This is a genomic window from Pseudomonas sp. GM60, from assembly GCF_000282415.1.
GTDB classification, from domain to species: domain Bacteria; phylum Pseudomonadota; class Gammaproteobacteria; order Pseudomonadales; family Pseudomonadaceae; genus Aquipseudomonas; species Aquipseudomonas migulae.
The window spans coordinates 1-20,212 of record NZ_AKJI01000022.1 but is presented as its reverse complement, the minus strand read 5'-3'; the positions used below and the strand labels follow the sequence as shown (position 1 = coordinate 20,212).

Annotated in this window: 17 protein-coding genes; 6 read left to right on the top strand and 11 right to left on the bottom strand. The window is 59.5% G+C overall.

From position 1 onward, the window contains the following. Window positions 1-215: 215 nt before the first annotated feature. The 3 genes from PMI32_RS26350 to copC all read right to left on the bottom strand — a co-directional run bounded on the left by PMI32_RS26350 (window position 216) and on the right by copC (window position 2,954). On the bottom strand, window positions 216-1,514 hold the full coding sequence (locus PMI32_RS26350) for an OprD family porin (protein ID WP_008024846.1): 1,299 nt from the start codon (window positions 1,512-1,514) through the stop codon (window positions 216-218). A 213-nt stretch (window positions 1,515-1,727) separates the two neighbouring features. Further along, window positions 1,728-2,585, bottom strand: a complete 858-nt coding sequence (copD, locus tag PMI32_RS26355; protein WP_008024844.1) for a copper homeostasis membrane protein CopD — start codon at window positions 2,583-2,585, stop codon at window positions 1,728-1,730. Window positions 2,586-2,588: 3 nt separating this feature from the next. Further along, window positions 2,589-2,954: a copper homeostasis periplasmic binding protein CopC gene (copC, locus tag PMI32_RS26360; protein ID WP_008024843.1), complete on the bottom strand. Its 366-nt coding sequence runs from the start codon at window positions 2,952-2,954 to the stop codon at window positions 2,589-2,591. Between the two features lie 146 nt (window positions 2,955-3,100). Here copC and PMI32_RS26365 point away from each other — a divergent pair, with 146 nt between their 5' ends. Beyond that, window positions 3,101-3,721 carry a TetR/AcrR family transcriptional regulator gene (locus PMI32_RS26365; protein WP_008024841.1) on the top strand — a complete coding sequence of 207 codons (621 nt, stop codon included), beginning with the start codon at window positions 3,101-3,103 and terminating at the stop codon, window positions 3,719-3,721. Between the two features lie 116 nt (window positions 3,722-3,837). Here the strand turns inward: PMI32_RS26365 and preA are convergent, their stop codons facing one another. The 3 genes from preA to hydA form a co-directional block, all read right to left on the bottom strand. Next, complete coding sequence (gene preA / locus PMI32_RS26370; protein ID WP_008024838.1) at window positions 3,838-5,112, bottom strand: NAD-dependent dihydropyrimidine dehydrogenase subunit PreA; 1,275 nt, start codon at window positions 5,110-5,112, stop codon at window positions 3,838-3,840. Then, a complete protein-coding gene (locus tag PMI32_RS26375; RefSeq protein WP_008024837.1) occupies window positions 5,113-6,480 on the bottom strand; it encodes an NAD(P)-dependent oxidoreductase in 1,368 nt (455 codons plus the stop codon). Between the two features lie 158 nt (window positions 6,481-6,638). Continuing rightward, window positions 6,639-8,078, bottom strand: a complete 1,440-nt coding sequence (gene hydA / locus PMI32_RS26380) for a dihydropyrimidinase (protein WP_008024835.1) — start codon at window positions 8,076-8,078, stop codon at window positions 6,639-6,641. Between the two features lie 552 nt (window positions 8,079-8,630). On the opposite strand from hydA, the gene PMI32_RS26385 reads away from it, so the two are divergent. The 4 genes from PMI32_RS26385 to PMI32_RS26400 all read left to right on the top strand — a co-directional run bounded on the left by PMI32_RS26385 (window position 8,631) and on the right by PMI32_RS26400 (window position 13,681). After that, window positions 8,631-10,115: an NCS1 family nucleobase:cation symporter-1 gene (locus PMI32_RS26385; RefSeq protein WP_008024834.1), complete on the top strand. Its 1,485-nt coding sequence runs from the start codon at window positions 8,631-8,633 to the stop codon at window positions 10,113-10,115. A 140-nt stretch (window positions 10,116-10,255) separates the two neighbouring features. Beyond that, window positions 10,256-11,539: a Zn-dependent hydrolase gene (locus tag PMI32_RS26390; protein ID WP_008024832.1), complete on the top strand. Its 1,284-nt coding sequence runs from the start codon at window positions 10,256-10,258 to the stop codon at window positions 11,537-11,539. A 208-nt stretch (window positions 11,540-11,747) separates the two neighbouring features. Beyond that, window positions 11,748-13,244, top strand: a complete 1,497-nt coding sequence (locus PMI32_RS26395) for a helix-turn-helix transcriptional regulator (protein WP_008024831.1) — start codon at window positions 11,748-11,750, stop codon at window positions 13,242-13,244. A 185-nt stretch (window positions 13,245-13,429) separates the two neighbouring features. After that, on the top strand, window positions 13,430-13,681 hold the full coding sequence (locus PMI32_RS26400; protein ID WP_008024829.1) for a DUF1652 domain-containing protein: 252 nt from the start codon (window positions 13,430-13,432) through the stop codon (window positions 13,679-13,681). Window positions 13,682-14,165: 484 nt separating this feature from the next. Here the strand turns inward: PMI32_RS26400 and PMI32_RS26405 are convergent, their stop codons facing one another. From PMI32_RS26405 to PMI32_RS26425, 5 genes are all read right to left on the bottom strand, one after another. After that, window positions 14,166-14,933 carry an SDR family oxidoreductase gene (locus PMI32_RS26405; protein WP_008024827.1) on the bottom strand — a complete coding sequence of 256 codons (768 nt, stop codon included), beginning with the start codon at window positions 14,931-14,933 and terminating at the stop codon, window positions 14,166-14,168. Window positions 14,934-15,100: 167 nt separating this feature from the next. After that, window positions 15,101-16,168, bottom strand: a complete 1,068-nt coding sequence (locus PMI32_RS26410; RefSeq protein ID WP_008024825.1) for a phosphotransferase family protein — start codon at window positions 16,166-16,168, stop codon at window positions 15,101-15,103. A 143-nt stretch (window positions 16,169-16,311) separates the two neighbouring features. Then, on the bottom strand, window positions 16,312-17,277 hold the full coding sequence (locus PMI32_RS26415) for a 2-hydroxyacid dehydrogenase (protein ID WP_008024823.1): 966 nt from the start codon (window positions 17,275-17,277) through the stop codon (window positions 16,312-16,314). A 111-nt stretch (window positions 17,278-17,388) separates the two neighbouring features. Continuing rightward, window positions 17,389-17,973 carry a TetR/AcrR family transcriptional regulator gene (locus tag PMI32_RS26420; protein ID WP_008024821.1) on the bottom strand — a complete coding sequence of 195 codons (585 nt, stop codon included), beginning with the start codon at window positions 17,971-17,973 and terminating at the stop codon, window positions 17,389-17,391. A 29-nt stretch (window positions 17,974-18,002) separates the two neighbouring features. Then, window positions 18,003-18,386, bottom strand: coding sequence for a tautomerase family protein (locus PMI32_RS26425; protein ID WP_008024819.1), 384 nt, complete (start codon window positions 18,384-18,386; stop codon window positions 18,003-18,005). A 364-nt stretch (window positions 18,387-18,750) separates the two neighbouring features. Between PMI32_RS26425 and PMI32_RS26430 the strand changes: the two genes are divergently transcribed. Beyond that, a complete protein-coding gene (locus PMI32_RS26430; protein ID WP_008024817.1) occupies window positions 18,751-20,031 on the top strand; it encodes a serine/threonine transporter in 1,281 nt (426 codons plus the stop codon). Window positions 20,032-20,212: the final 181 nt, after the last annotated feature.

The window sequence follows — 20,212 nt, the reverse complement described above, 5'->3', positions numbered from 1 at the left end:
TCGTACGACTGTGCCGAAGTATCGTTAGGGTTTCCGGGTCTTGTCAACGCAACTTTGGTCAAAAAAGACGGAGGGTTAACCACTATCCCCTGTAGGAGCCGGCTTGCCGGCGATGGACGTTAACGATCACGCGTAATAACTGGATAATCGCGTCGCTTGTGAACCCATCGCCAGCAAGCTGGCTCCTACAGGGTATGGATCAGTCGGGACGCGTATTACAGCAACGAAATCGGGTAATTGATGATAATGCGGTTTTCATCGAACTCGTTGTTGCTGAAGTCTTTGCGAATGCTCGCGTTGCGCCATTTTACGTTGAGGTTCTTCAGCACGCCGCTCTGTATGGTGTAGGCCAGTTCCGATTCGCGGCCCCATTCCTTGCCGTCGGTGATAGCGCCGGTGTGCACGTTATCGCCGCTGATGTAGCGGTTCATCATCGTCAGGCCGGGAATGCCCAAGGCGACGAAGTTGTAGTCATGACGCAGTTGCCAGGATTTTTCCCTGGCGTTGTCGTAGCTGGAGTTGTAGCTGTCGTTGGCCAGGGTGCCGCCGCTGGTGCCGTTGACGCGCATCCAGGCATTGTCGCCGGTGAGCTTTTGCAGGCCGACGTAAAAGGTGTTGCCGCCGTATTTGGCAGACAGCATGGCGAACGTGGTTTTGTTGTCCAGGTCACCGGCCAGGGCACTGCCATCTTCCTTGCCGTTGAAGAAGCCGAGGTTGGCGCCGAGGGTCCAGTCGCCGATGGGTTGGCTGTGGCTCAGGTTGAAATACTGCTGCTGATAAATGTCGCTGAGTTCTGCGTACCAGACGCCGACCTGCGTGCGCTTCTCGTTGAACAGGTATTCACCACCACCGAAGTTGAAACGGTCCGAGGTGAACGCCGCTTTGCCGTTCATGGACATGTCTTCCATGCTCGCATCGTTGCGCGGGCTGTTCTGGCGGAACTGGCCGCCGTAGAGCGTCAGACCGCTGATCTCGGTAGAGGTCACCTGGCCACCGCGGAAGGTTTGCGGCAGGGAGCGGCCGTCATCCGAGCGCAGGATTGGCAGTATCGGCATCCATTCGCCGACCTTCAATTCGGTTTTCGAGATTTTGCCTTTGAGCGCCACCCCCATCCGGCCGAAGTTGTCGGCAGGGCGGCCGTCATCGTGGATCGGCAGCAGTTGCGTACCGCCGGTGCCTTTGCCGCCATCGAGCTTCTGCGAGTACAGGCCCAGCACATCCACACCAAAACCGACCGGGCCTGGGGTGAATCCTGACTTGGCGTCGAGGATGAAGTTTTGCGTCCACTCTTCGGCCTTGCCTTGTGGGTAGGTCGGGTTGGTGAAGTTGCGGTTGATGTAGAAGTTGCGCAGGTTCAGCGTGGCCTTGGCGTCATCGACGAAACCTTCGGCGTGGCCGATCACAGGCATGGCGAGTACGGCCAGGCTGCTGCAACCGATCAGGCTCAGGGTATGCCGGCGTGCGAAGACAGGGCGAGAGGTGCGGATGGAGGAATTGCGGGCGAGTTTGCTCACTGTGACGTTCCCTGGGTATTTGTTGTTTTTATTTTTGTCATACGTCGTCGTACAACATCAGGGCGATTATTTGCGAGTGTTTCAGGGTATGTCAATCAGAAGTTATACGATGACTTGAATGGCTTTACACGATCCCTGTAGGAGCCGGCTTGCCGGCGATGGCGATTTCAAGTACGCCATCGCCGGCAAGCCGGCTCCTACAGGGGGCGTGTTTTATCCGGTAATCATCGGGGGCATGGTGCCCAGGAGGGAGACTGCCGCCACCGCGCCAATGCCCAGCAGCCACTCCATAATCACGCTGGTTTTGAGCGTCGCCATGCGCTGCTCGCACTCCTTGATCCGCTGCCGATTGAACAGCGCCAACCCCAGCATCGCACCTACCAGCAGCACCTTGATCAGCAGAATCAACGCAAACCCGGACAGCAACGGGGTCGGCCAGAACTGCCCGCTCAACACCCGCACATTGATCAGCCCGGTGATCACCAATCCCGCCACCAGCGCATAACCGACACCGCTGAAGCGTTGCAGTATTTCGCGGACAGCATGGCCAGCCGGTTGCAGCAGGATCATCACCAGCAGCAACAACCCACCGAGCCAGGCGCCGACGCAGGTCAGGTGAATGATTTGATTGAGGATCAGCAACTGGCCGCTGAGGCCATCGAGCATCGCGCCGTGACCGACCGGCGCCAACGTCGCCAGCAGCAGGCCGCCGAGGACCAGGCGCAAGGGCAGGCTGGCGTGAAGCGGTGTCAGCAGCACAACCATCAGCAAACCATTGAGCAGCAGATGCCAGCGCCAGACCTGGCCGAAAAACGTATTGCCCAGCACCAGGCGCAAGGTCGATGGATCGAACGCCGCCTCCCACGCACCGGCCATGCTGACGGTGATCAGCAGCAGCCAGGCGATGCCGCTGACCAATGCGACCGAGGCGAGCCAGCGGCTGACTCGCGCCAGCGTTTTGTCCAGCAACGCCTCATGACCCAACAGCAGCGGCCTGAATACCCAGACCCCGAACAGCATCAGCACCACGGTGAAATGCAGGAAGCGGCACAGCACCATCGCGCTCGTCATGAATTACTGGCCAACCTTGAAGCTGTAGGCGCCTTCGCTTTTGTGGGTATCGACCGACACCGCATGCCATTCGACTTTGTAGGCGCCCGCCGCCAGTGGCGCAGCCGGGGTCACGACCAGGGTCTTTTTATCGCTGCCTTCGGTGGCCAGGCTTTTCACCTCAACATTGGCGCCGTCCTTGCTGATCGTGACTTTGGTGAATGCCGCTTCGACACCTTCGGAGAACACCAGGCGCAAATCCGACGGTGCACTGACGGTGCTGTCGGCAGCCGGCGTCTGGCTTTTCAGATGGGCATGGGCAAACACCGACGAAGCGGCGAGCAGTGAGCCGAGCAGGGCGGCGGCGGTCAGGGTTTTCTTGAAAAGCATCGTGGATACCTCAGAGGCAGGTTCGAAGAAGGGCGACAGTTTAACTGTGAGCGTCGGCGGGTGGGTGTACGAAGTTTCGTTTTCCGCTGTCGCCGCGATGTAGAGCGGATGCTAGTCTTGAGCAACGCTGTTGTCAGGGAGCCCTCATGGGCAATCACAAGATCGAGATTCGCCGCAGTAACGTCGAAAAAATTCTGCTCGGGGCCGAAAAGGTCTTTGCCGAAAAAGGTTTCGGCGGCACCGCCATGGCCGACATCGCCGCTGAAGTGCAACTGCCGCGCTCCAATCTGCATTACTACTTCAGCACCAAGACCGAGCTCTACAGCGCCGTGCTGTTCGATTTGCTGGAAGTGTGGAAGCAGGATGCGCTGTGCTTCGAGATGTTCGATGACCCGCGCGTGGTGCTCAGCAGCTACATCCGCGCCAAGATGAACCACTCGCGCAGCCGGCCTTACGGTTCGAAAGTCTGGGCCAACGAAATCATCCACGGCGCGCCGACGCTGGGTGAGAAACTCGACGCCAGCCTGTACGACTGGGCCAAGATGAAAGAAGCGAAAATTCGCCAGTGGGTGGACGACAAACGTATCCTGCCGGTGGAGCCTTCCAGCCTGCTGTACATGATCTGGGCGTCGACTCAGCATTACGCCGACTTTGATCATCAGGTGAATATTCTGAACGATCACCAGCCGCTGTCGGACATGCAGTTCGAGCGGGCGGTGCAGACGGTGACGAGTGTGATTTTGCGGGGGATCGGGTTGGAGCCCTGATATCTCGGGTGTTGCTGATGGCCTCTTCGCGGGCAAGCCTCGCTCCTACAGGTACCGCGCGGTACCTGTAGGAGCGAGGCTTGCCCGCGAAGGCGTCAGATCAGGCGCAGCAGATTTCAGACGGCTACATGGTACGGATTCCTCGGATCATGATTCCAATCCAGAAACGGCTTGCCGTTCTCCATCGGCACCATCTCGATGCAGTCCTGCACCGGGCAAGTGATCTGGCACAAATTGCAGCCCACACACTCGTCATCGATCACTTCATATTTGTGCGTCCCATCCGCCTGCCTGAGGCTGGCCACCGCCTGGTGCGAGGTGTCTTCGCAAGCGATATGGCAGCGACCGCAACCGATACACGCCTCCTGGTCAATTTTCGCGATCACCTGATAGTTGATGTCCAGGTACTTCCAGTCCGTGGTATTGCCCACCGCGCGCCCGGAAAATTCCGACACGCTGGCGTAACCCTGACTGTCCATCCAGCGTGACAAACCGTCCTTCATGTCCTCGACAATCCGGAAACCATGCAGCATCGCCGCCGTGCACACCTGCACCGAGCCGCTGCCCAGCGCGATGAATTCCGCCGCGTCGCGCCAGTTGCCGATGCCGCCAATACCGGAGATCGGCAAGCCTTTAGTCTGCGGGTCGCGTGCAATTTCGGCGACCATGTTCAACGCAATCGGCTTCACCGCCGAGCCGCAATAACCGCCGTGAGTGCTTTGGCTGCCGACGATGGGATTGGCGACCATGCGTTCCAGGTTAACGCTGGTGATCGAGTTGATCGTGTTGATCAGCGACACCGCATCGGCACCGCCGCGATGGGCCGCGCGGGCGGCGACGCGGATGTCGGTGATGTTCGGCGTGAGCTTGACGATTACCGGCAGCGAGCAATACGTCTTGCACCAGCGGGTGACCTGCTCGACATACTCCGGCACCTGACCGACGGCCGCGCCCATGCCCCGTTCCGGCATGCCGTGAGGGCAGCCGAAGTTCAGCTCGATGCCGTCGGCGCCGGTGGCTTCCACCAGCGGCAGGATGTGTTTCCAGGATTCTTCGACGCAGGGCACCATCAGCGACACGATCAAGGCGCGGTCCGGCCAATCCTTTTTCACCTGGGTGATTTCCCGCAGGTTGATCTCCAGCGAGCGGTCGGTGATCAGCTCGATGTTATTGAAGCCCAGCACTTCACGGTTGGCGCCGAAATGCGCCGAGTAGCGCGACGACACGTTGACCGCCGCCGGGTCTTCACCCAGGGTTTTCCAGACCACGCCACCCCAGCCGGCCTCAAAGGCGCGGACCACGTTGTAGGCCTTGTCAGTCGGCGGCGCAGAGGCCAGCCAGAACGGGTTGGGGGATTTGATGCCGGCGAAGACAATCGAAAGATCGGCCATTTACGCAGCCTCCACGTTGAGCATCAATTGAGCGTTGATCGCCTCGGCAGCCAGCTTGCCGTGCTGCACGGCTTGCACGGTGAGGTCCTGATCGAGGCTGGTGCAGTCGCCGCCGGCATACACGCCGGGGATGCTGGTGCGCAGCTGTTCATCGACGGCAATCCGATCGCCCTGACGCTTGAGTTCACGGGCCAGCGGGTCGCTGAGGGCGCTTGAGTCGAAGGCCTGGCCGATGGCTTTGAAGATCGCATCGGCGACCAGTTCGAAGGTTTCGCCGGTGGTTTGCAGGCGACCTTCCACCAACTGTGTGCGGGCGAAGCGCATGCCGCGCACGTGGCCCTGATCATCGAGCAACACTTCTTCGGGTTGCGCCCACGTCAGCAAGCGCACCTGATTGGCTTTGGCGATGTCCTGTTCATGGTGGGTGGCACCCATGTCCTCGACACCGCGGCGATACACCAGATTCACGTCATGCGCGCCGAGGCGGGCCATTTGCACGGCCATGTCGATGGCGGTGTTGCCTGCGCCGAGGACGATGCAATGGTCGGCCAAAGGCAGTTGTGTCAGGTCATCGGCCTGGCGTAACTCGCGGATGTATTCGGTGGCGGCGAGCAGGCCGGGTGCGTCCTCGTGATTCAGTCCAAGCTGTTTGCTGGCATTGAGACCGAGGCCGAGGAACACCGCGTCGAATTGCTGATGCAGGTCGCTCAAGGTCAGGTTTTCACCGAGTTTCTGCCCGTGACGGATTTCGATGCCACCGATCTGCAACAGGAAATCGAGCTCCTTCTGTGCGTAATCGTCCACCAGTTTGTACTTGGCGATTCCGTATTCGTTGAGGCCACCAGCCTTTTCCCGTGCTTCGAAAATCACCACGTCATGCCCGTGCATGGCACTGCGATGAGCGCAGGACAAACCCGCCGGACCGGCCCCTACCACCGCGATGCGTTTACCGGTTGCGGCGGCGCGCGGGAAGGGGTGTTCGCTAAAGTGCGCATTGTCCACGGCGTAGCGTTGCAACAGGCCGATCAAGACGGGCGCGCATTCATGGTCGTTGTTGCGCACACACGCTTGCTGGCAGAGGATTTCGGTCGGACAGACCCGGGCGCAACTGCCGCCGAGGATGTTCGCCGAGAGGATTTTCTGCGCCGCGCCTTGCACGTTGTCCTGATGGATATTGCGGATGAACGAGGGAATGTCGATGTCGCTCGGACAGGCGTTCACGCACGGCGCGTCGTAGCAATACAGGCAGCGCGAGGCTTCCAGGTGCGCCTGGCGGTCGTTGAGCGGCGGCGCCAGATCAGTGAAGTGGCCGGCGAGGGCGGCCGCATTCTCAACGGGATGCGGGAGGTGGGTCAGGGTCTTGATCACGGTGTTGGCCTCACGGTTATTTGAGGTAACTGCCTCTGATGGGCATTGGTTTTTTGTCGCCTGGGCGGGCCTCTTCGCGGGCAAGCCTCGCTCCTACAGTTTGAAATGCGATCCACCGTAGGAGCGAGGCTTGCCCGCGAAGGCCGAAGGCCTCGATCTCAGCGTTTCACTGCTACAGGCTGATTCAACTCCGCCCGCTTGCTCAGCAAATCAAACACCGCCGGATACGCCGGCCGTTCGACATAACGCCCGGCTCCACGCTCGGCGCGCAAATCTCCGTCCGCCCAGACCACCCGACCCTGGCTGATCGTATGGCTCGGCACACCGCGCACGGTCTTGCCTTCGAAGATGTTGAAGTCGACCTGCTGGTGATGCGTCTTCGCCGAAATCGTGCGCGTGCCCTCGGGATCCCACAGCACCAGATCCGCATCGGCACCCACGCGAATCGCACCTTTACGCGGGTAGAGGTTGAAGATCTTCGCGGTGTTGGTGGAGGTGAGCGCCACAAAGTGCTGCATCGAAAAACGCCCGGTGTTCACCCCTTCATCCCACAGCACGGCCATGCGGTCTTCGATACCGGCGGTGCCATTCGGGATCTTGCTGAAGTCGTCACGTCCCGCGGCTTTTTGCTCGGCGCAGAAACAGCAGTGGTCGGTGGCGGTGGTGTGCAGGTTGCCGGACTGCAAGCCATGCCAAAGCGCTTCCTGATGGCCGCGAGGACGGAAGGGCGGGCTCATCACATAACCGGCGGCGGTCTGCCAGTCCGGATGCTGGTAGACGCTGTCATCCAGCAGCAAATGCCCGGCCAGCACTTCACCGTAGACTGGCTGGCCCTTGCTGCGGGCGTAGGTGATTTCGTCGAGGGCTTCCTTGGTCGACACGTGAACCAGGTACAGCGGCGTGCCAAGGGTTTCGGCGATACGAATCGCCCGGCTCGCCGCTTCACCTTCGACTTGCGAAGGGCGCGACAGCGGATGCGCTTCAGGGCCGGTAATGCCTTGGGCCATCAACTTGCGTTGCAGGTGATAAACCAGTTCGCCGTTTTCCGCATGCACGGTCGGCACGGCGCCCAATTCCAGGCAGCGCTCGAAACTCGCCACGAGGGTGTCATCGGCCGCCATGATCGCGTTCTTGTAGGCCATGAAATGCTTGAAGCTGTTGACCCCGTGATGGCTGACCAGCTCGGCCATTTCCTCACGGACCTGCTCGCTCCACCAGGTGATCGCCACGTGGAAGCCATAGTCCGACGCTGATTTTTCCGCCCAGCCGCGCCACTGATGAAACGCTTCCATCAACGACTGCTGCGGGTTGGGAATCACGAAGTCGATGATCGACGTGGTGCCACCGGCAAGTCCCGCCGCCGTGCCACTGAAAAAGTCTTCACTGGCCACGGTGCCCATGAAGGGCAGTTGCATGTGCGTGTGTGGGTCGATGCCGCCGGGCATCAGGTATTGGCCGCTGCCGTCGAGCACTTCGGCGCCCGCCGGAACATCAAGATTGTCACCGATGGCTTTGATCACGCCGTCGGCGCAATAGACGTCGGCGCGATAACTTTCATCATGGGTAATAACGGTGGCGCCACGGATCAACAGAGACATTCCGAGTTCCTCGCAGGCAATGACTGACTGGTGTCAGTTCTAACTGTTTTATATGCAGCTGGCGTCAACGGTCGTATTCCTGTCAACGCTGTCAGGATTAGAAGCTAGTATGAGTTCAAGGATTGAGCAAGAATATTTTTTATAAGCATATAACCGTTTTAAGTTATTGATAAATAATAACTAAAACGATTAATCACCAAAATGGTGAGGCATCTCACCATTTTGACGCACTTGACAGGTTCCAAAAATAGACGAGATTTCTTATGTGAAATCAGCCGCTTGAGAATGGTCTATGGTTGATGCGCAACTTTGAAAAAAAGATCGACGCACCAGATTGAGTCCTGACGGTTCGGACAACTTGCCTGGCCTTTAGCCTGAGAGAACAGACACGTCGCCGAGTACTCACTGGGGATAGATATAAAACTGATCAACATCAGTTAGTTGCAAAGTTTTTATGGAACTGCCCGATGCGCATTCGGAGTGCCCGGCACGTTTATTGATGCCGCCAGCCCCCGATGAGCAAAAAATAATTCAAAGAACAGTGGAGCGGCCATGCAACAGATCAGATCGCAAGTGACCGAACGCGACGGCTTGTTCGAGCTCGAAGCCGGCAGCGATGTCCTCGACAGTCCCCGATACAACCACGACATGGCACCGACCAAGGTGCGCGAACGAACCTGGAACAAATGGCACATCACCGCGCTGTGGGTCGGCATGGCGATCTGCGTGCCGACCTACACCCTTGGCGGTGTGCTGACCGCGTATTTCGGCCTGACGGTGGGCGAGGCGCTGGTGGCGATTCTGCTCGCCAACATCATCGTGTTGATCCCGCTGACCCTGAATGCGTTTCCCGGCACTAAGTACGGCATTCCGTTTCCGGTGTTGTTGCGTTCGTCCTTCGGCATCCTCGGTTCCAATATTCCCTGCCTGATCCGTGCGCTGGTGGCGTGTGGCTGGTTCGGCATCCAGACGATGTTTGGCGGGCTGGCGATTCACCTGTTTCTGGGCTCGGTGTTCGAGGGCTGGAAGTCCCTCGGTGGCACCGGCGAAGTCATCGGTTTCATGGTCTTCTGGGCGCTGAACCTGTGGGTGGTGATTCGCGGCGCCGACTCGATCAAATGGCTTGAAACGCTGTCCGCGCCGCTGCTGGTGCTGGTGGGTGTCGGTCTGCTGGTGTGGGCGATGCCGAACGTGTCGATGACCGAGTTGCTGGCGATCCCGGCCAAGCGTCCGGAAGGCGCCAGTGTGGTCAGCTATTTCGCCGCCGGGCTGACCGCGATGGTCGGGTTCTGGGCGACGTTATCGCTGAATATTCCCGACTTCAGCCGCTATGCGAAGAGCCAGAAAGACCAGATTGTCGGGCAGATCATCGGCTTGCCGCTGACCATGTTCCTGTTCGCCTCGCTGGGCGTGGTGATGACTGCCGCGTCGGTGAAACTGGTGGGCGTGACCGTCTCCGATCCCGTGACGTTGATCGGCCATATCCAGAGCCCGGTCTGGGTCGCGCTGGCCATGGCGTTGATCATCATTGCCACGCTGTCCACCAACACCGCGGCCAACATCGTGTCGCCGACCAACGACTTCCAGAACATCGCGCCGAAGGTGATCAACCGCACCAAAGCGGTGTTGCTGACCGGTCTGGTGGGATTGTTGCTGATGGGCCATGAGCTGCTGAAGAAGCTTGGGCTGATTGTCTCGGACTTGAGCCTGGAAACGGTCTATTCGAACTGGCTGCTGGGTTATTCGAGCCTGCTTGGGCCCATCGCCGGGATCATGGTGGTGGACTATTTCCTGATCAAGAAACAGCAACTGGACCTGGCCGGGTTGTATCGCGATGACGTGTACCCGGCGTGGAACTGGTATGGATTTATCGCGTTCGGCGTGCCGGTGGTGCTGACGCTGCTGTCGTTGGGCAGCGATGCGTTCAGCTGGTTTTACAGTTATGGCTGGTTCACTGGCTCGGCGCTGGGCGGGTTGATTTATTACGGGTTGTGCTCGATGCGGCCAAGCCCGTCCATCGCGAAATCTACGGTGTGAACACTGGCCTCTTCGCGAGCAAGCTTCGCTCCTACAAGGAATACGCAAACCTGTAGGAGCGAGGCTTGCCCGCGAAGGCGGCGCCACAAACACCAAAGAATTGCCTGAAAAACCTATAACAACTGCCTGAGGAGATCACCATGAACGCGGCCACAGACGTTCTGCAATCCACCCATCAGCACATCAACCGCGACCGCCTGTGGCAGTCGCTCATGGACCTGGCCAAACTCGGCGCCACGGTCAAGGGCGGCGTGTGTCGCCTGGCCCTGACCGACCTCGATCGCCAGGCCCGGGACATTTTCGTCAGGTGGTGCGAGGAGGCGGGGTGCACCGTCAGCATCGATGCCGTCGGCAACATCTTCGCCCGCCGCCCCGGCCGCAACCCGAACCTGCCGCCAGTGATGACCGGCAGTCACATCGATACCCAACCCACCGGCGGCAAGTTCGACGGCTGCTTCGGCGTACTGGCCGGGGTCGAAGTGCTGCGAACCCTCAACGACCTGGGCGTGGAAACCGAAGCGCCGCTGGAAGTGGTGGTCTGGACCAACGAAGAAGGCTCGCGTTTCGCCCCGTGCATGATGGGCTCTGGCGTGTTTGCGGAAAAATTCACCCTCGAAGAAACCCTCGCCAAGGTCGACGCCGAAGGCATTACCGTCGGTGAAGCGCTGAACGCCATCGGCTATGCCGGGCCACGCAAAGTCAGCGGTCACGCAGTCGGCGCGTATTTCGAAGCCCACATCGAGCAAGGCCCGATCCTCGAGGACGAACACAAAACCATCGGCGTGGTGATGGGCGCACTCGGGCAGAAATGGTTCGACCTGAAACTGCGCGGCGTCGAAGCCCACGCCGGCCCGACTCCGATGCACCTGCGCAAGGATGCACTGGTCGGCGCCGCCGTGATCGTCGGTGCGGTCAACCGCGCCGCCCTCGGCCATCAACCCCACGCGTGTGGCACTGTCGGTTGTCTGCAAGCCTATCCCGGCTCACGCAACGTCATCCCTGGTGAAGTGCGCATGACCCTCGATTTCCGTCACCTGGAACCGGCGAGGCTGGACTCGATGATCGCTGAAGTCCGTGAAGTGATCGAAACCACCTGCGAAGAACACGGCCTGACGTTCGAACTGACCCCCACCGCCGACTTCCCGCCGCTGTACTTCGACAAGGGCTGCGTCGAAGCGGTACGCGGTGCCGCGCAAGGTCTCGGCTTGTCGCACATGGACATCGTCAGCGGAGCAGGGCACGACGCAATCTTCCTCGCGGAGCTCGGCCCGGCCGGGATGATCTTCGTCCCGTGCGAAGGCGGCATCAGCCACAACGAAATCGAAAACGCCGCACCGGATGACCTGGCGGCCGGGTGTGCGGTGTTGTTGCGGGCGATGCTGGCGGCTTCGGCGGCGATTGCAGGGGGGCAGCTCGCGGCATAAACGTCAGAAATTCGCGTAAGCCCATGTAGGAGCGAAGCTTGCTCGCGAAGGCGCCCGTTCAATCGACTGTGATAGTGAAGTCGATGGCCCCTTCGCGAGCAAGCTTCGCTCCTACAGATTCGGATGTTTGCCGCACGATCCCCACCCCTCGCGGTCGTAATCTTCACAGAGCGCCACACGTTGGCGCGGCCGCCATTGTGGAGATCCAATGAGCCAGGACGTCCTGACCACCGAAACCAATCGCCGCCAGTTGCAGCAGATCATTGCCGGTTTGTCCGACGGGGTGATTCTGCTGGAGCTCGACCAGACCATTGTGTGGGCCAATGATGCTGCGCTGGCCATGCACGGCGTCAGCCGGATCAGCGAGCTGGGCGCGAACGCCAGGGAGTATGCCCGGCGTTTCGCGTTGCGCTATCGCAATAACCACCCGGTGGCGGTCGACAATTACCCGATCAACCGGGTTGCCCGGGGCGAGACCTTCAGCGATGTGTTGGTGGAGGTGACGCCGACCGCCGACGAGGAGCGCACCTGGGTCCACAACGTGCGCAGCATGGTCCTGGCCGACAGTGCCGGGGAGCCGGAGTCGCTGGTGCTGATCATGGACGATGTCACCGAGTGGGCCAGCGCCGAGCAGCGTTTTGAAAAGACCTTCAACGCCAACCCGGCCCCGGCGGTGATCTGCCGCCTCAGCGATTTGCGCTACATCAAGGTCAATTCGGGCTTTCTGGAAATGACCGGGTATGCCCGCGATCAAGTCATCGGTGTTTCGACCTATGAGCTGGACATCCTTGAAGGCGCCGAGAAGAAAGACCTGGCGATCGAGCGTTTGCGCGAACACACCACCATTCCCCAAATGCAGGCCGAGCTGAAGTTGGCTGATGGCAGCAGCAAACAGGTCATCGTCGCAGGCCAGCCGCTGGAGCTGAACGACGAAGACTGCATGCTGTTTTCTTTCGTCGACATGGAGCCACGGCACAAGGCTGAAGTTGCCCTGCGCCAGAGCGAGGAACGTTTCGCCAAGGCCTTTCGATTGACCCCGGTGCCCACCCTCGTGTGCGGCGTTGACGATCAGGTGGTGATCGACGTCAACGAAGCCTTCCTCGATACGCTCGCGTACCCCAGCGAAGACGTATTGGGCAAGACCCTCGCGCAAATCGATTTCATCCACGACCAAGGCGCCCGTACTCGGCTGTTTGCGGCGCTGGAGAAAACCGGTCGCCTGGATCGCATCGATGTGCGTATCCGTAAAAAAGACGCTCAACTGATCGATTGCGCGATTTGCGCCGACACCGTGAACATTCAGGACAACCCTTGTTATCTGCTGGTGTTGATGGACATTACCGAGCGCAAACGCACCGAACTGGAGTTGGTGGCGGCCATCGAAGAAGTGATGCAAGACGCGTCCTGGTTCAGCCGCACTCTGATCGAAAAACTCGCCAATGTGAAAAGCGTCAATTCGCCGAAATTGTCCAGTGTGTCGTTTACCGACCTGACGGCTCGGGAGCGCGATGTGCTGGAGCTGATCTGCGAAGGCCTGGCCGACAAGGAAATCGCCGCACGCCTGAAGCTTGCGCCCAATACAGTGCGTAATCACGTTTCTACCGTGTATTCCAAGCTTGATGTGCACAGTCGCAGCGAGGCGATCGTCTGGGCGCGAGAGCGTGGATTGTTCTCTGGCTCGGGGCGGTCCAGGGGGCAACGTTAAGGTGCAAATGCACTAGTTGAGGTAGTGCAAATTCATGTTTTGACAGGGTGTCACGGCTCTTAGGCTGAGAGTGTGCGAGCGGGGTCCGAGAAATATCCGCACGCGCCTTTTCAAGTCGCCTAAGGATCAGTCATGCCGCACAAGCGCATCCCCCTTGCAGTACCTTGCCACGAGGGTCAATCGCAATGATTCACCTGGCGCAACTGCGGCTGCAACTGGAACGCAGCTTTTCTCCCCTGGCCTGTGAGTGCACGATCACCGGCGATCATTCGTTGACGGTGAAGCTTTACCATCCGGTGTCGGGGCAGGTGGACCTGGTGGTCAGCGGGTTAAACGTGACAACCCTCAATACCCGCGAAGCGGTTGCAGCGCTCATTGAGGAGCTGCGCTACGAACTGGAAAGCAACACACTGCATCGACCCGATCCCGTGAGCTAATTCTTGTCGGTTTTGACTACTGACTGAAGGTGAAAACCCACAAAATCGGCTTTTCCATGATCGCCCCATGAACTTTTTGGCAAGGTTTTGTTGTCACAAACTTGTCGATCACTTTCCGCGGGTCATCCTATGAAAAGTCTTGGGAAACGCGTTTTCACACCGTTTGCATTCTGTGTCGTCATTCTCGGTGGCTGTGCCAGTCCGCCGCCACCTCCACCTGCCGCACCACCTCCACCGCCTGTACGCACCTGTCAGACCATGGATAAAACCGACGTCATGGGTGACGTGAGGGCTGAAGGGGAGGTGACTCGGGTCACTACCACCACCCAGTGCGTCACGCAGTAAATACTTGTAGGAGCGAGCCTGCTCGCGATGGACGTGACGAATACGCGTATTTACTGGAAAACGCGGTGTTCTTCAGTCCATCGCGAGCAGGCTCGCTCCTACAAGGGGGGATCCTGAGCGAGCGGGGGTCAGCGCGGGATCAGGACAGGAAGCCACCATCCACGTTCAGCGAAACGCCGGTGGTGTAGCTCGATGCATCACTGGCCAGATAAAGCACCGCACCGGCCATTTCGCTTGGGTCCGCCACACGCTTGAGCGGAATCTGCTGCAGAGCGGTGTTCAAGATGGCCTCGTTCTTCACCAGCGCCGATGCAAACTTGGTGTCGGTCAGGCCCGGCAGCAGGGCGTTGCAGCGAATCCCGAACTGCGCACATTCCTTGGCAAACACCTTGGTCATGTTGATCACGGCTGCCTTGGTCACCGAGTAGATGCCCTGGAAAATCCCCGGCGAGATGCCGTTGATCGATGCCACGTTGATGATGCTGCCACCACCGTTGTCGCGCATCAGTTTGCCGGCTTCCACGGACATGAAGAAGTAACCGCGGATGTTGACGTCGACGGTTTTCTGGAAGGCGCTGAGGTCGGTGTCCAGCACGTTGCAGAATTGCGGGTTGGTCGCGGCGTTGTTGACCAGGATGTCCAGGCGGCCGAACTGTTCGCGGATGCCGGCGAAGACTTGGCTGATCTGTTCCATTTCACCAATGTGGCACGCGACGGCGGTGGCTTTGCCGCCCGCAGCGATGATGGCATCGGCGACGTGCTGGCAGCCTTCGAGTTTGCGACTCGAGACGATAACGTGGGCGCCTTGCTGGGCCAGGAGTTTGGCGATGGCTTCACCGATACCGCGGCTGGCGCCGGAGACGAAAGCGATCTTGCCGTCGAGGTCGAACAATTGAGTCTTGGACATGGGAGTTCCTTGTTATAGGCCTGACATTTGTACCGTGGGAGCCAGCGATGCGGCGACCCGACTTGCCGACGAAGAACGATTACGCGGTATTACAGATACACCGCAGTGTCCAATTCGCCGGCAAGTCGGGTCGCCGCATCGCTGGCTCCTACAAGTGGTGTGTTGTATCAGAGGCTGGATTTCTGGATGACCTGCAAACTCATCTGCTCCAGCAGTTTGTTCATGTGAATGAACTGCGCGAAGCGTTTGTCCTGGGTCTGACCATGGAAGAAGCGGTAGTAGATCTGCTGCACGATGCCGGCAAGACGGAACAGGCCGTAGGTGTAGTAGAAGTCGAAGTTGTCGATCTGGATGCCCGAACGCTGGGCGTAGTAATCGACGAATTCGCGGCGGGTCAGCATGCCCGGTGCGTGGCTTGGCTGGCGGCGCATCATTTGCACCGGGGCCGGGTCGCCGGCTTCGATCCAGTAGGCGAGGGTGTTGCCCAAATCCATCAGCGGATCGCCGAGGGTGGTGAGCTCCCAATCGAGCACGCCGATGATCTGCATCGGATTGTTCGGGTCGAGGATCACATTGTCGAAGCGGTAGTCGTTGTGCACGATGCTTGAGGTCGGGTGATCGGCCGGCATTTTGTCGTTGAGCCAGGCTTTGACCACGTCCCATTGCGGGGCGTCCGGGGTCAGGGCTTTTTCGTAGCGGTCGCTCCAGCCTTTGATCTGCCGCGCCACATAACCTTCGGGTTTGCCCAGATCACCGAGGCCATAGGCCTTGTAGTCGACCTGGTGCAGTTCAACGAACTTGTCGATGAAGCTCTTGCACAGGGCTTCGGTTTTCGCCGAATCCAGGCCCAGTTCCGGCGGCAGTTCGGAGCGCAGGATGATCCCGTTGACCCGTTCCATCACATAGAACTCGGCACCGATCACCGATTCGTCGGTGCAGTGCACGTAGGCTTTGGGGCAGTACGGAAAACCGTCGCGCAGTTGATTGAGGATGCGAAATTCGCGACCCATGTCATGGGCGGATTTGGCTTTGTGGCCAAACGGTGGCCGGCGCAGGACAAATTCCTGCTCGGGGTATTCCAGCAGGTAGGTGAGGTTCGACGCACCGCCGGGAAACTGGCTGATTTGCGGCAAACCGCTGAGGCCCGGAATGTGGGCCTTGAGGTACGGATCGATCAGGCTGGCATCGAGTTCTTCGCCGGAGCGGATACGGGTGGACTGGTCAGTAAGCGCCATGCTTATCCCTTCTGCTTATTCTGGAGGCCTGAGACTATTGGCTAATCTAATGTGCACACCCGGCACCGACAACCACGATCAGCCCTTATAGGTGAGCGTGTTGCCGGGCAATCATTGCTTTTGATACACCTGTTTGAATTTTGTCACAGCGCTGCCTGATTCGCATTGGTCGGCAGGGCGATGGGGGTGAGCACCGGTTCGCCGGAAAAGAACGCCATCAGGTTGCGCCCGACCAGTTCGACCGTGCCCTGGGTCGCTTCCGGAGACAGTCCCGCGACGTGCGGCGTGAGGATGACGTTGCTCAAGGCTTTCAAGGCCTCCGGCACCTGAGGTTCGTGGTCGAAGACATCCAGTGCCGCGCCGGCAATGCGTCGCTGTTCCAGTGCGCCGATCAGATCGGCGGTTACCACGACACTGGCCCGAGCGATGTTGACGAGAAAACCGTTGGGCCCCAACGCGTCCAGCACCGGGCGATTGATCAGGTTTCTGGTGCCGATTCCGCCGGGCGTGGCCACCACCAGGAAGTCCGAGACGCGGGCCAGTTCGGTCGGCGTCGAACAGAAGCTGTACGGCACATCGCTGCGATGTTGGCGGTTGTGGTAGCTGACCGTCATGTCGAAACCGTTGGCCGCGCGCCTGGAGATGGCCATGCCGACCGCGCCGAGGCCGAGGATGCCCAGGCGTTTGCCGGCGAGGGAAGGGCGCATGATCTTCGGCCACTCGCCCCGTCTTACGGCGGCGTCGCAGCGCGGGATATCACGGACCAGCGAGAGCAGCATCGCCATCGCATGGTCGGCGACCGAAGAAGCGTTGACGCCAGCGCCGTTGGTGACGGTCAGGCCCCGGTCGGCGGCGGCTTGCAGGTCGACGTGTTCGTAGCCGGCACCGATCACGCAGATGATCTTCAGCGCCGGCAGCGCGGCTATTTCGTCAGCGTACAAACCTAACGGGCCGCGGGTCAGGACCGCATCGATCCGGGCGCCGTGGGTGGCAATGGCCTCGGCGCGCTCGGCGGGGGTCGGTGCCAGAATCAGGTGAAACCCCTGATGCTCCAGAATCGGCAAGTAATCATTGATTGTTTCAACCAGTACCAGAACGGTTGCGGGCATGCTGGGCTCCTGTGACTTGAAAATCCCTAGAGATTGCTGGCTTCAACGTGCATTGGCAACGATCAAGGTCGCAGCGCTACCAGAAGATCATAGCGGAACAGGAGGGAGAGGTTATGGCGCCGTCAAAAAGCTGCGCGCCGCGTCCAGAATCTCATCGGACAACGGTTCGCCACGGGTAGCACGGGCCAGCGTCAGGGCGCCGACCATCAAGGAGAACTGCATCAGCGCCTGCTGTCGATCGCGGGCGTCATCGCCGGTATCCATCAGGGGGGCGAACGTGCCGAGCAACGAGTCGAGACCGTCCATGAACGTTTGGCGCAGGCCGCTTTCGGCGGCTTCGTGGCACATGTCACCGGCAAACGCCGTCACCGGGCAGCTGTCGCCCGGATTATCGCGGCTGGCTGCTGACAGGTAGGGTTTGATCAAGGCCTGACGGGCGGCGTTCTTGTCTTCATTGGCGGCGATCCAGTCTTTCCAGCGGTCTGCCGATTGCTGGAATGCGCGGCTACTGGCCTCCTGGGCCAGGGCTTCCTTGGACTCGAAATGCCCATAGAAACCGCCATGGGTCAGACCCGCTGCCGCCATGACGTCGATGACGCTGATGCCATGCACGCCCCGTTCGCGAAACAGCCGCGTGGCGGCCTCGACGATAATCTCGCGGTTGAGTTCGGCTTGTTTGCGGGAAACACGGGGCATTGGCGGCTCACAAAGATAAAGGATGGCAATCAGAGGGCGTACTGGGCAATTCCGTTGCCGAACGACCAGTTCTCTTTTTTCACTTCGACCAGATTAATGAAAACGTCCTCGAGGCGCACCGCCAGTTCAGCGTTAAGGCTCTCGGCGATGGTTTTATAGAGCAGTTTTTTCTGCTCGACGGTGCGGCCTTCGCTCAGGGTGATCTGAATCACCACCAGCTTGTCGCTGCGATTGATCCCCAGGTATTGCGGGTCAAAGATGAAGTGCTGCTCGTCGTGTTCGGCGAGGATCTGGAAATTATCGTTTTCCGGCACGCCGATGGCGCTGTGCATGGCGGCGTAGATCAACTGCCCGATGCGTTTGGCGTGGGTGGGGTCCTGATGCTTTTTGATGTCGATGCGAACCAGTGGCATGGAAGGTCTCCGGAAGGAATGCAGGTTTACTTAAAATACATGATGAATGACCTTTATCAAGCTGAAGGTACTTTTGGCGATGAAGCGCACATCCCGCAAGTCTCCAGAAGACCGCATGTCTCTGTAGGAGCGAGCTTGCTCGCGAAGCGGTGCCGGATAGACCATCGCGAGCAGGCTCGCTCCTACAGGGGAGGTGTTGCCCACTTTTTATCTGATCCGCACAACCATTCCTCAGCTAAGTCTTTGCTTCTGTTCATTAATCCCGGAGAATCGCGCCCCTGTTTCGGCCAGGGCGCTGCCTGTCGGATTTTTCCGACTCGTCCTGGCCGGGTAGCAACTGACCGGAATGTGGAGATCCCACCGGATGAATGATCAGGCCAATAGCGTCAACGAACGCTATGTAGCGGCGAACCCTGTCAGCCTTGAGGGCTGGAATCGTCATGACACCACCTGGATGCTCGGCCTTTTTGGCACGGCCATCGGGGCCGGTACCCTGTTTTTGCCGATCAACGCGGGTCTGGGCGGTTTCTGGCCGTTGGTGGTCCTGGCGCTGCTGGCGTTCCCCATGACGTTTTACGCGCACCGTGGCCTGACCCGCTTCGTGTTGTCCGGTCGCGAAGGCGCGGACATCACAGAAGTGGTGGAAGAGCATTTCGGCATCAAGGCCGGTGCGCTGATCACCTTGCTGTACTTCTTCGCGATCTTCCCGATCCTGCTGATCTACAGCGTGGCCCTGACCAACACGGTGGGCAGTTTCCTTGAGCATCAACTGCACATCATGCCGCCACCGCGCGCCGTGCTGTCGTTCGTGCTGATCCTCGGCCTGCTGGCGGTGGTGCGTTGCGGCGAGCAGGTGATCGTCAAGGCGATGAGCCTGATGGTGTATCCGTTTATCGTGGCGTTGCTGTTTCTGGCGGTGTTCCTGATTCCGCACTGGAACGGTGGCATCCTCACCACGGCATCGACGCTGCCTGAGCCGTCGGCGCTTCTGCACACCTTGTGGCTGGCGATTCCGGTGATGGTCTTCTCGTTCAACCACTCGCCGATCATCTCGGCGTTCGCGGTGGACCAGAAGCGTCGCTACGGCGAGCACGCCGAAGAGCGCAGCTCGCAGATCCTGTCCCGCGCCCATGTGTTGATGGTGGTGATGGTGCTGTTCTTCGTGTTCAGCTGCGTGCTGACCCTGTCGCCGGCGCAACTGGCGGAAGCGAAGGCGCAGAACCTGTCGATCCTGTCGTACCTGGCCAACCATTTCAGCAACCCGACCATCGAGTTTGCGGCGCCGTTGATTGCGTTTGTGGCGATTTCCAAGTCGTTCCTCGGGCATTACATCGGTGCCAGTGAAGGTCTGAAAGGCCTGATCGTGAAGAGTGGCAAGCGTCCGGCACCGAAGACGCTGGACCGTATGACCGCGGCGTTCATGCTGGTGGTGTGCTGGATTGTGGCGACGCTGAATCCGAGCATCCTGAGGATGATCGAGACCCTCGGTGGCCCGATCATTGCGGCAATTCTGTTCCTGATGCCGATGTATGCGATCCGCAAGGTGCCGGCGATGGCCCGTTTCCGTGGTCAAGCGTCCAATGTGTTTGTGACGGCGGTTGGTTTGGTGGCTATTTCGGCGTTGATTTATTCGCTGAGCGCTTGATTGCTGTTGTTTGCTTGATTGGTTGAGATGACGGCTGATCCGCTTTGCGGGTTGGCCGTTTTTTTTGTGCGCTGGTTTTTTGAGGGGGGCATATCCGTTGCTGCGGTAACGGCTGCTAATGGTTTCGCCCTTACGGCGAGTCACTTGGAAGAGCCCCAAGTAACCAAGGGCTCTTGCCCCT

Excerpts from the sequence above, each read along its gene's own strand:
- copD (WP_008024844.1), bottom strand. The coding sequence starts at position 2,585 with ATGACGAGCGCGATGGTGCTGTGCCGCTTCCTGCATTTCACCGTGGTG.
- PMI32_RS26410 (WP_008024825.1), bottom strand. The coding sequence starts at position 16,168 with ATGGCGCTTACTGACCAGTCCACCCGTATCCGCTCCGGCGAAGAACTC.
- hydA (WP_008024835.1), bottom strand. The coding sequence starts at position 8,078 with ATGTCTCTGTTGATCCGTGGCGCCACCGTTATTACCCATGATGAAAGT.
- copC (WP_008024843.1), bottom strand. The coding sequence starts at position 2,954 with ATGCTTTTCAAGAAAACCCTGACCGCCGCCGCCCTGCTCGGCTCACTG.
- PMI32_RS26365 (WP_008024841.1), top strand. The coding sequence starts at position 3,101 with ATGGGCAATCACAAGATCGAGATTCGCCGCAGTAACGTCGAAAAAATT.
- PMI32_RS26425 (WP_008024819.1), bottom strand. The coding sequence starts at position 18,386 with ATGCCACTGGTTCGCATCGACATCAAAAAGCATCAGGACCCCACCCAC.
- PMI32_RS26420 (WP_008024821.1), bottom strand. The coding sequence starts at position 17,973 with ATGCCCCGTGTTTCCCGCAAACAAGCCGAACTCAACCGCGAGATTATC.
- PMI32_RS26385 (WP_008024834.1), top strand. The coding sequence starts at position 8,631 with ATGCAACAGATCAGATCGCAAGTGACCGAACGCGACGGCTTGTTCGAG.
- preA (WP_008024838.1), bottom strand. The coding sequence starts at position 5,112 with ATGGCCGATCTTTCGATTGTCTTCGCCGGCATCAAATCCCCCAACCCG.
- PMI32_RS26430 (WP_008024817.1), top strand. The coding sequence starts at position 18,751 with ATGAATGATCAGGCCAATAGCGTCAACGAACGCTATGTAGCGGCGAAC.
- PMI32_RS26390 (WP_008024832.1), top strand. The coding sequence starts at position 10,256 with ATGAACGCGGCCACAGACGTTCTGCAATCCACCCATCAGCACATCAAC.
- PMI32_RS26405 (WP_008024827.1), bottom strand. The coding sequence starts at position 14,933 with ATGTCCAAGACTCAATTGTTCGACCTCGACGGCAAGATCGCTTTCGTC.
- PMI32_RS26400 (WP_008024829.1), top strand. The coding sequence starts at position 13,430 with ATGATTCACCTGGCGCAACTGCGGCTGCAACTGGAACGCAGCTTTTCT.
- PMI32_RS26415 (WP_008024823.1), bottom strand. The coding sequence starts at position 17,277 with ATGCCCGCAACCGTTCTGGTACTGGTTGAAACAATCAATGATTACTTG.
- PMI32_RS26395 (WP_008024831.1), top strand. The coding sequence starts at position 11,748 with ATGAGCCAGGACGTCCTGACCACCGAAACCAATCGCCGCCAGTTGCAG.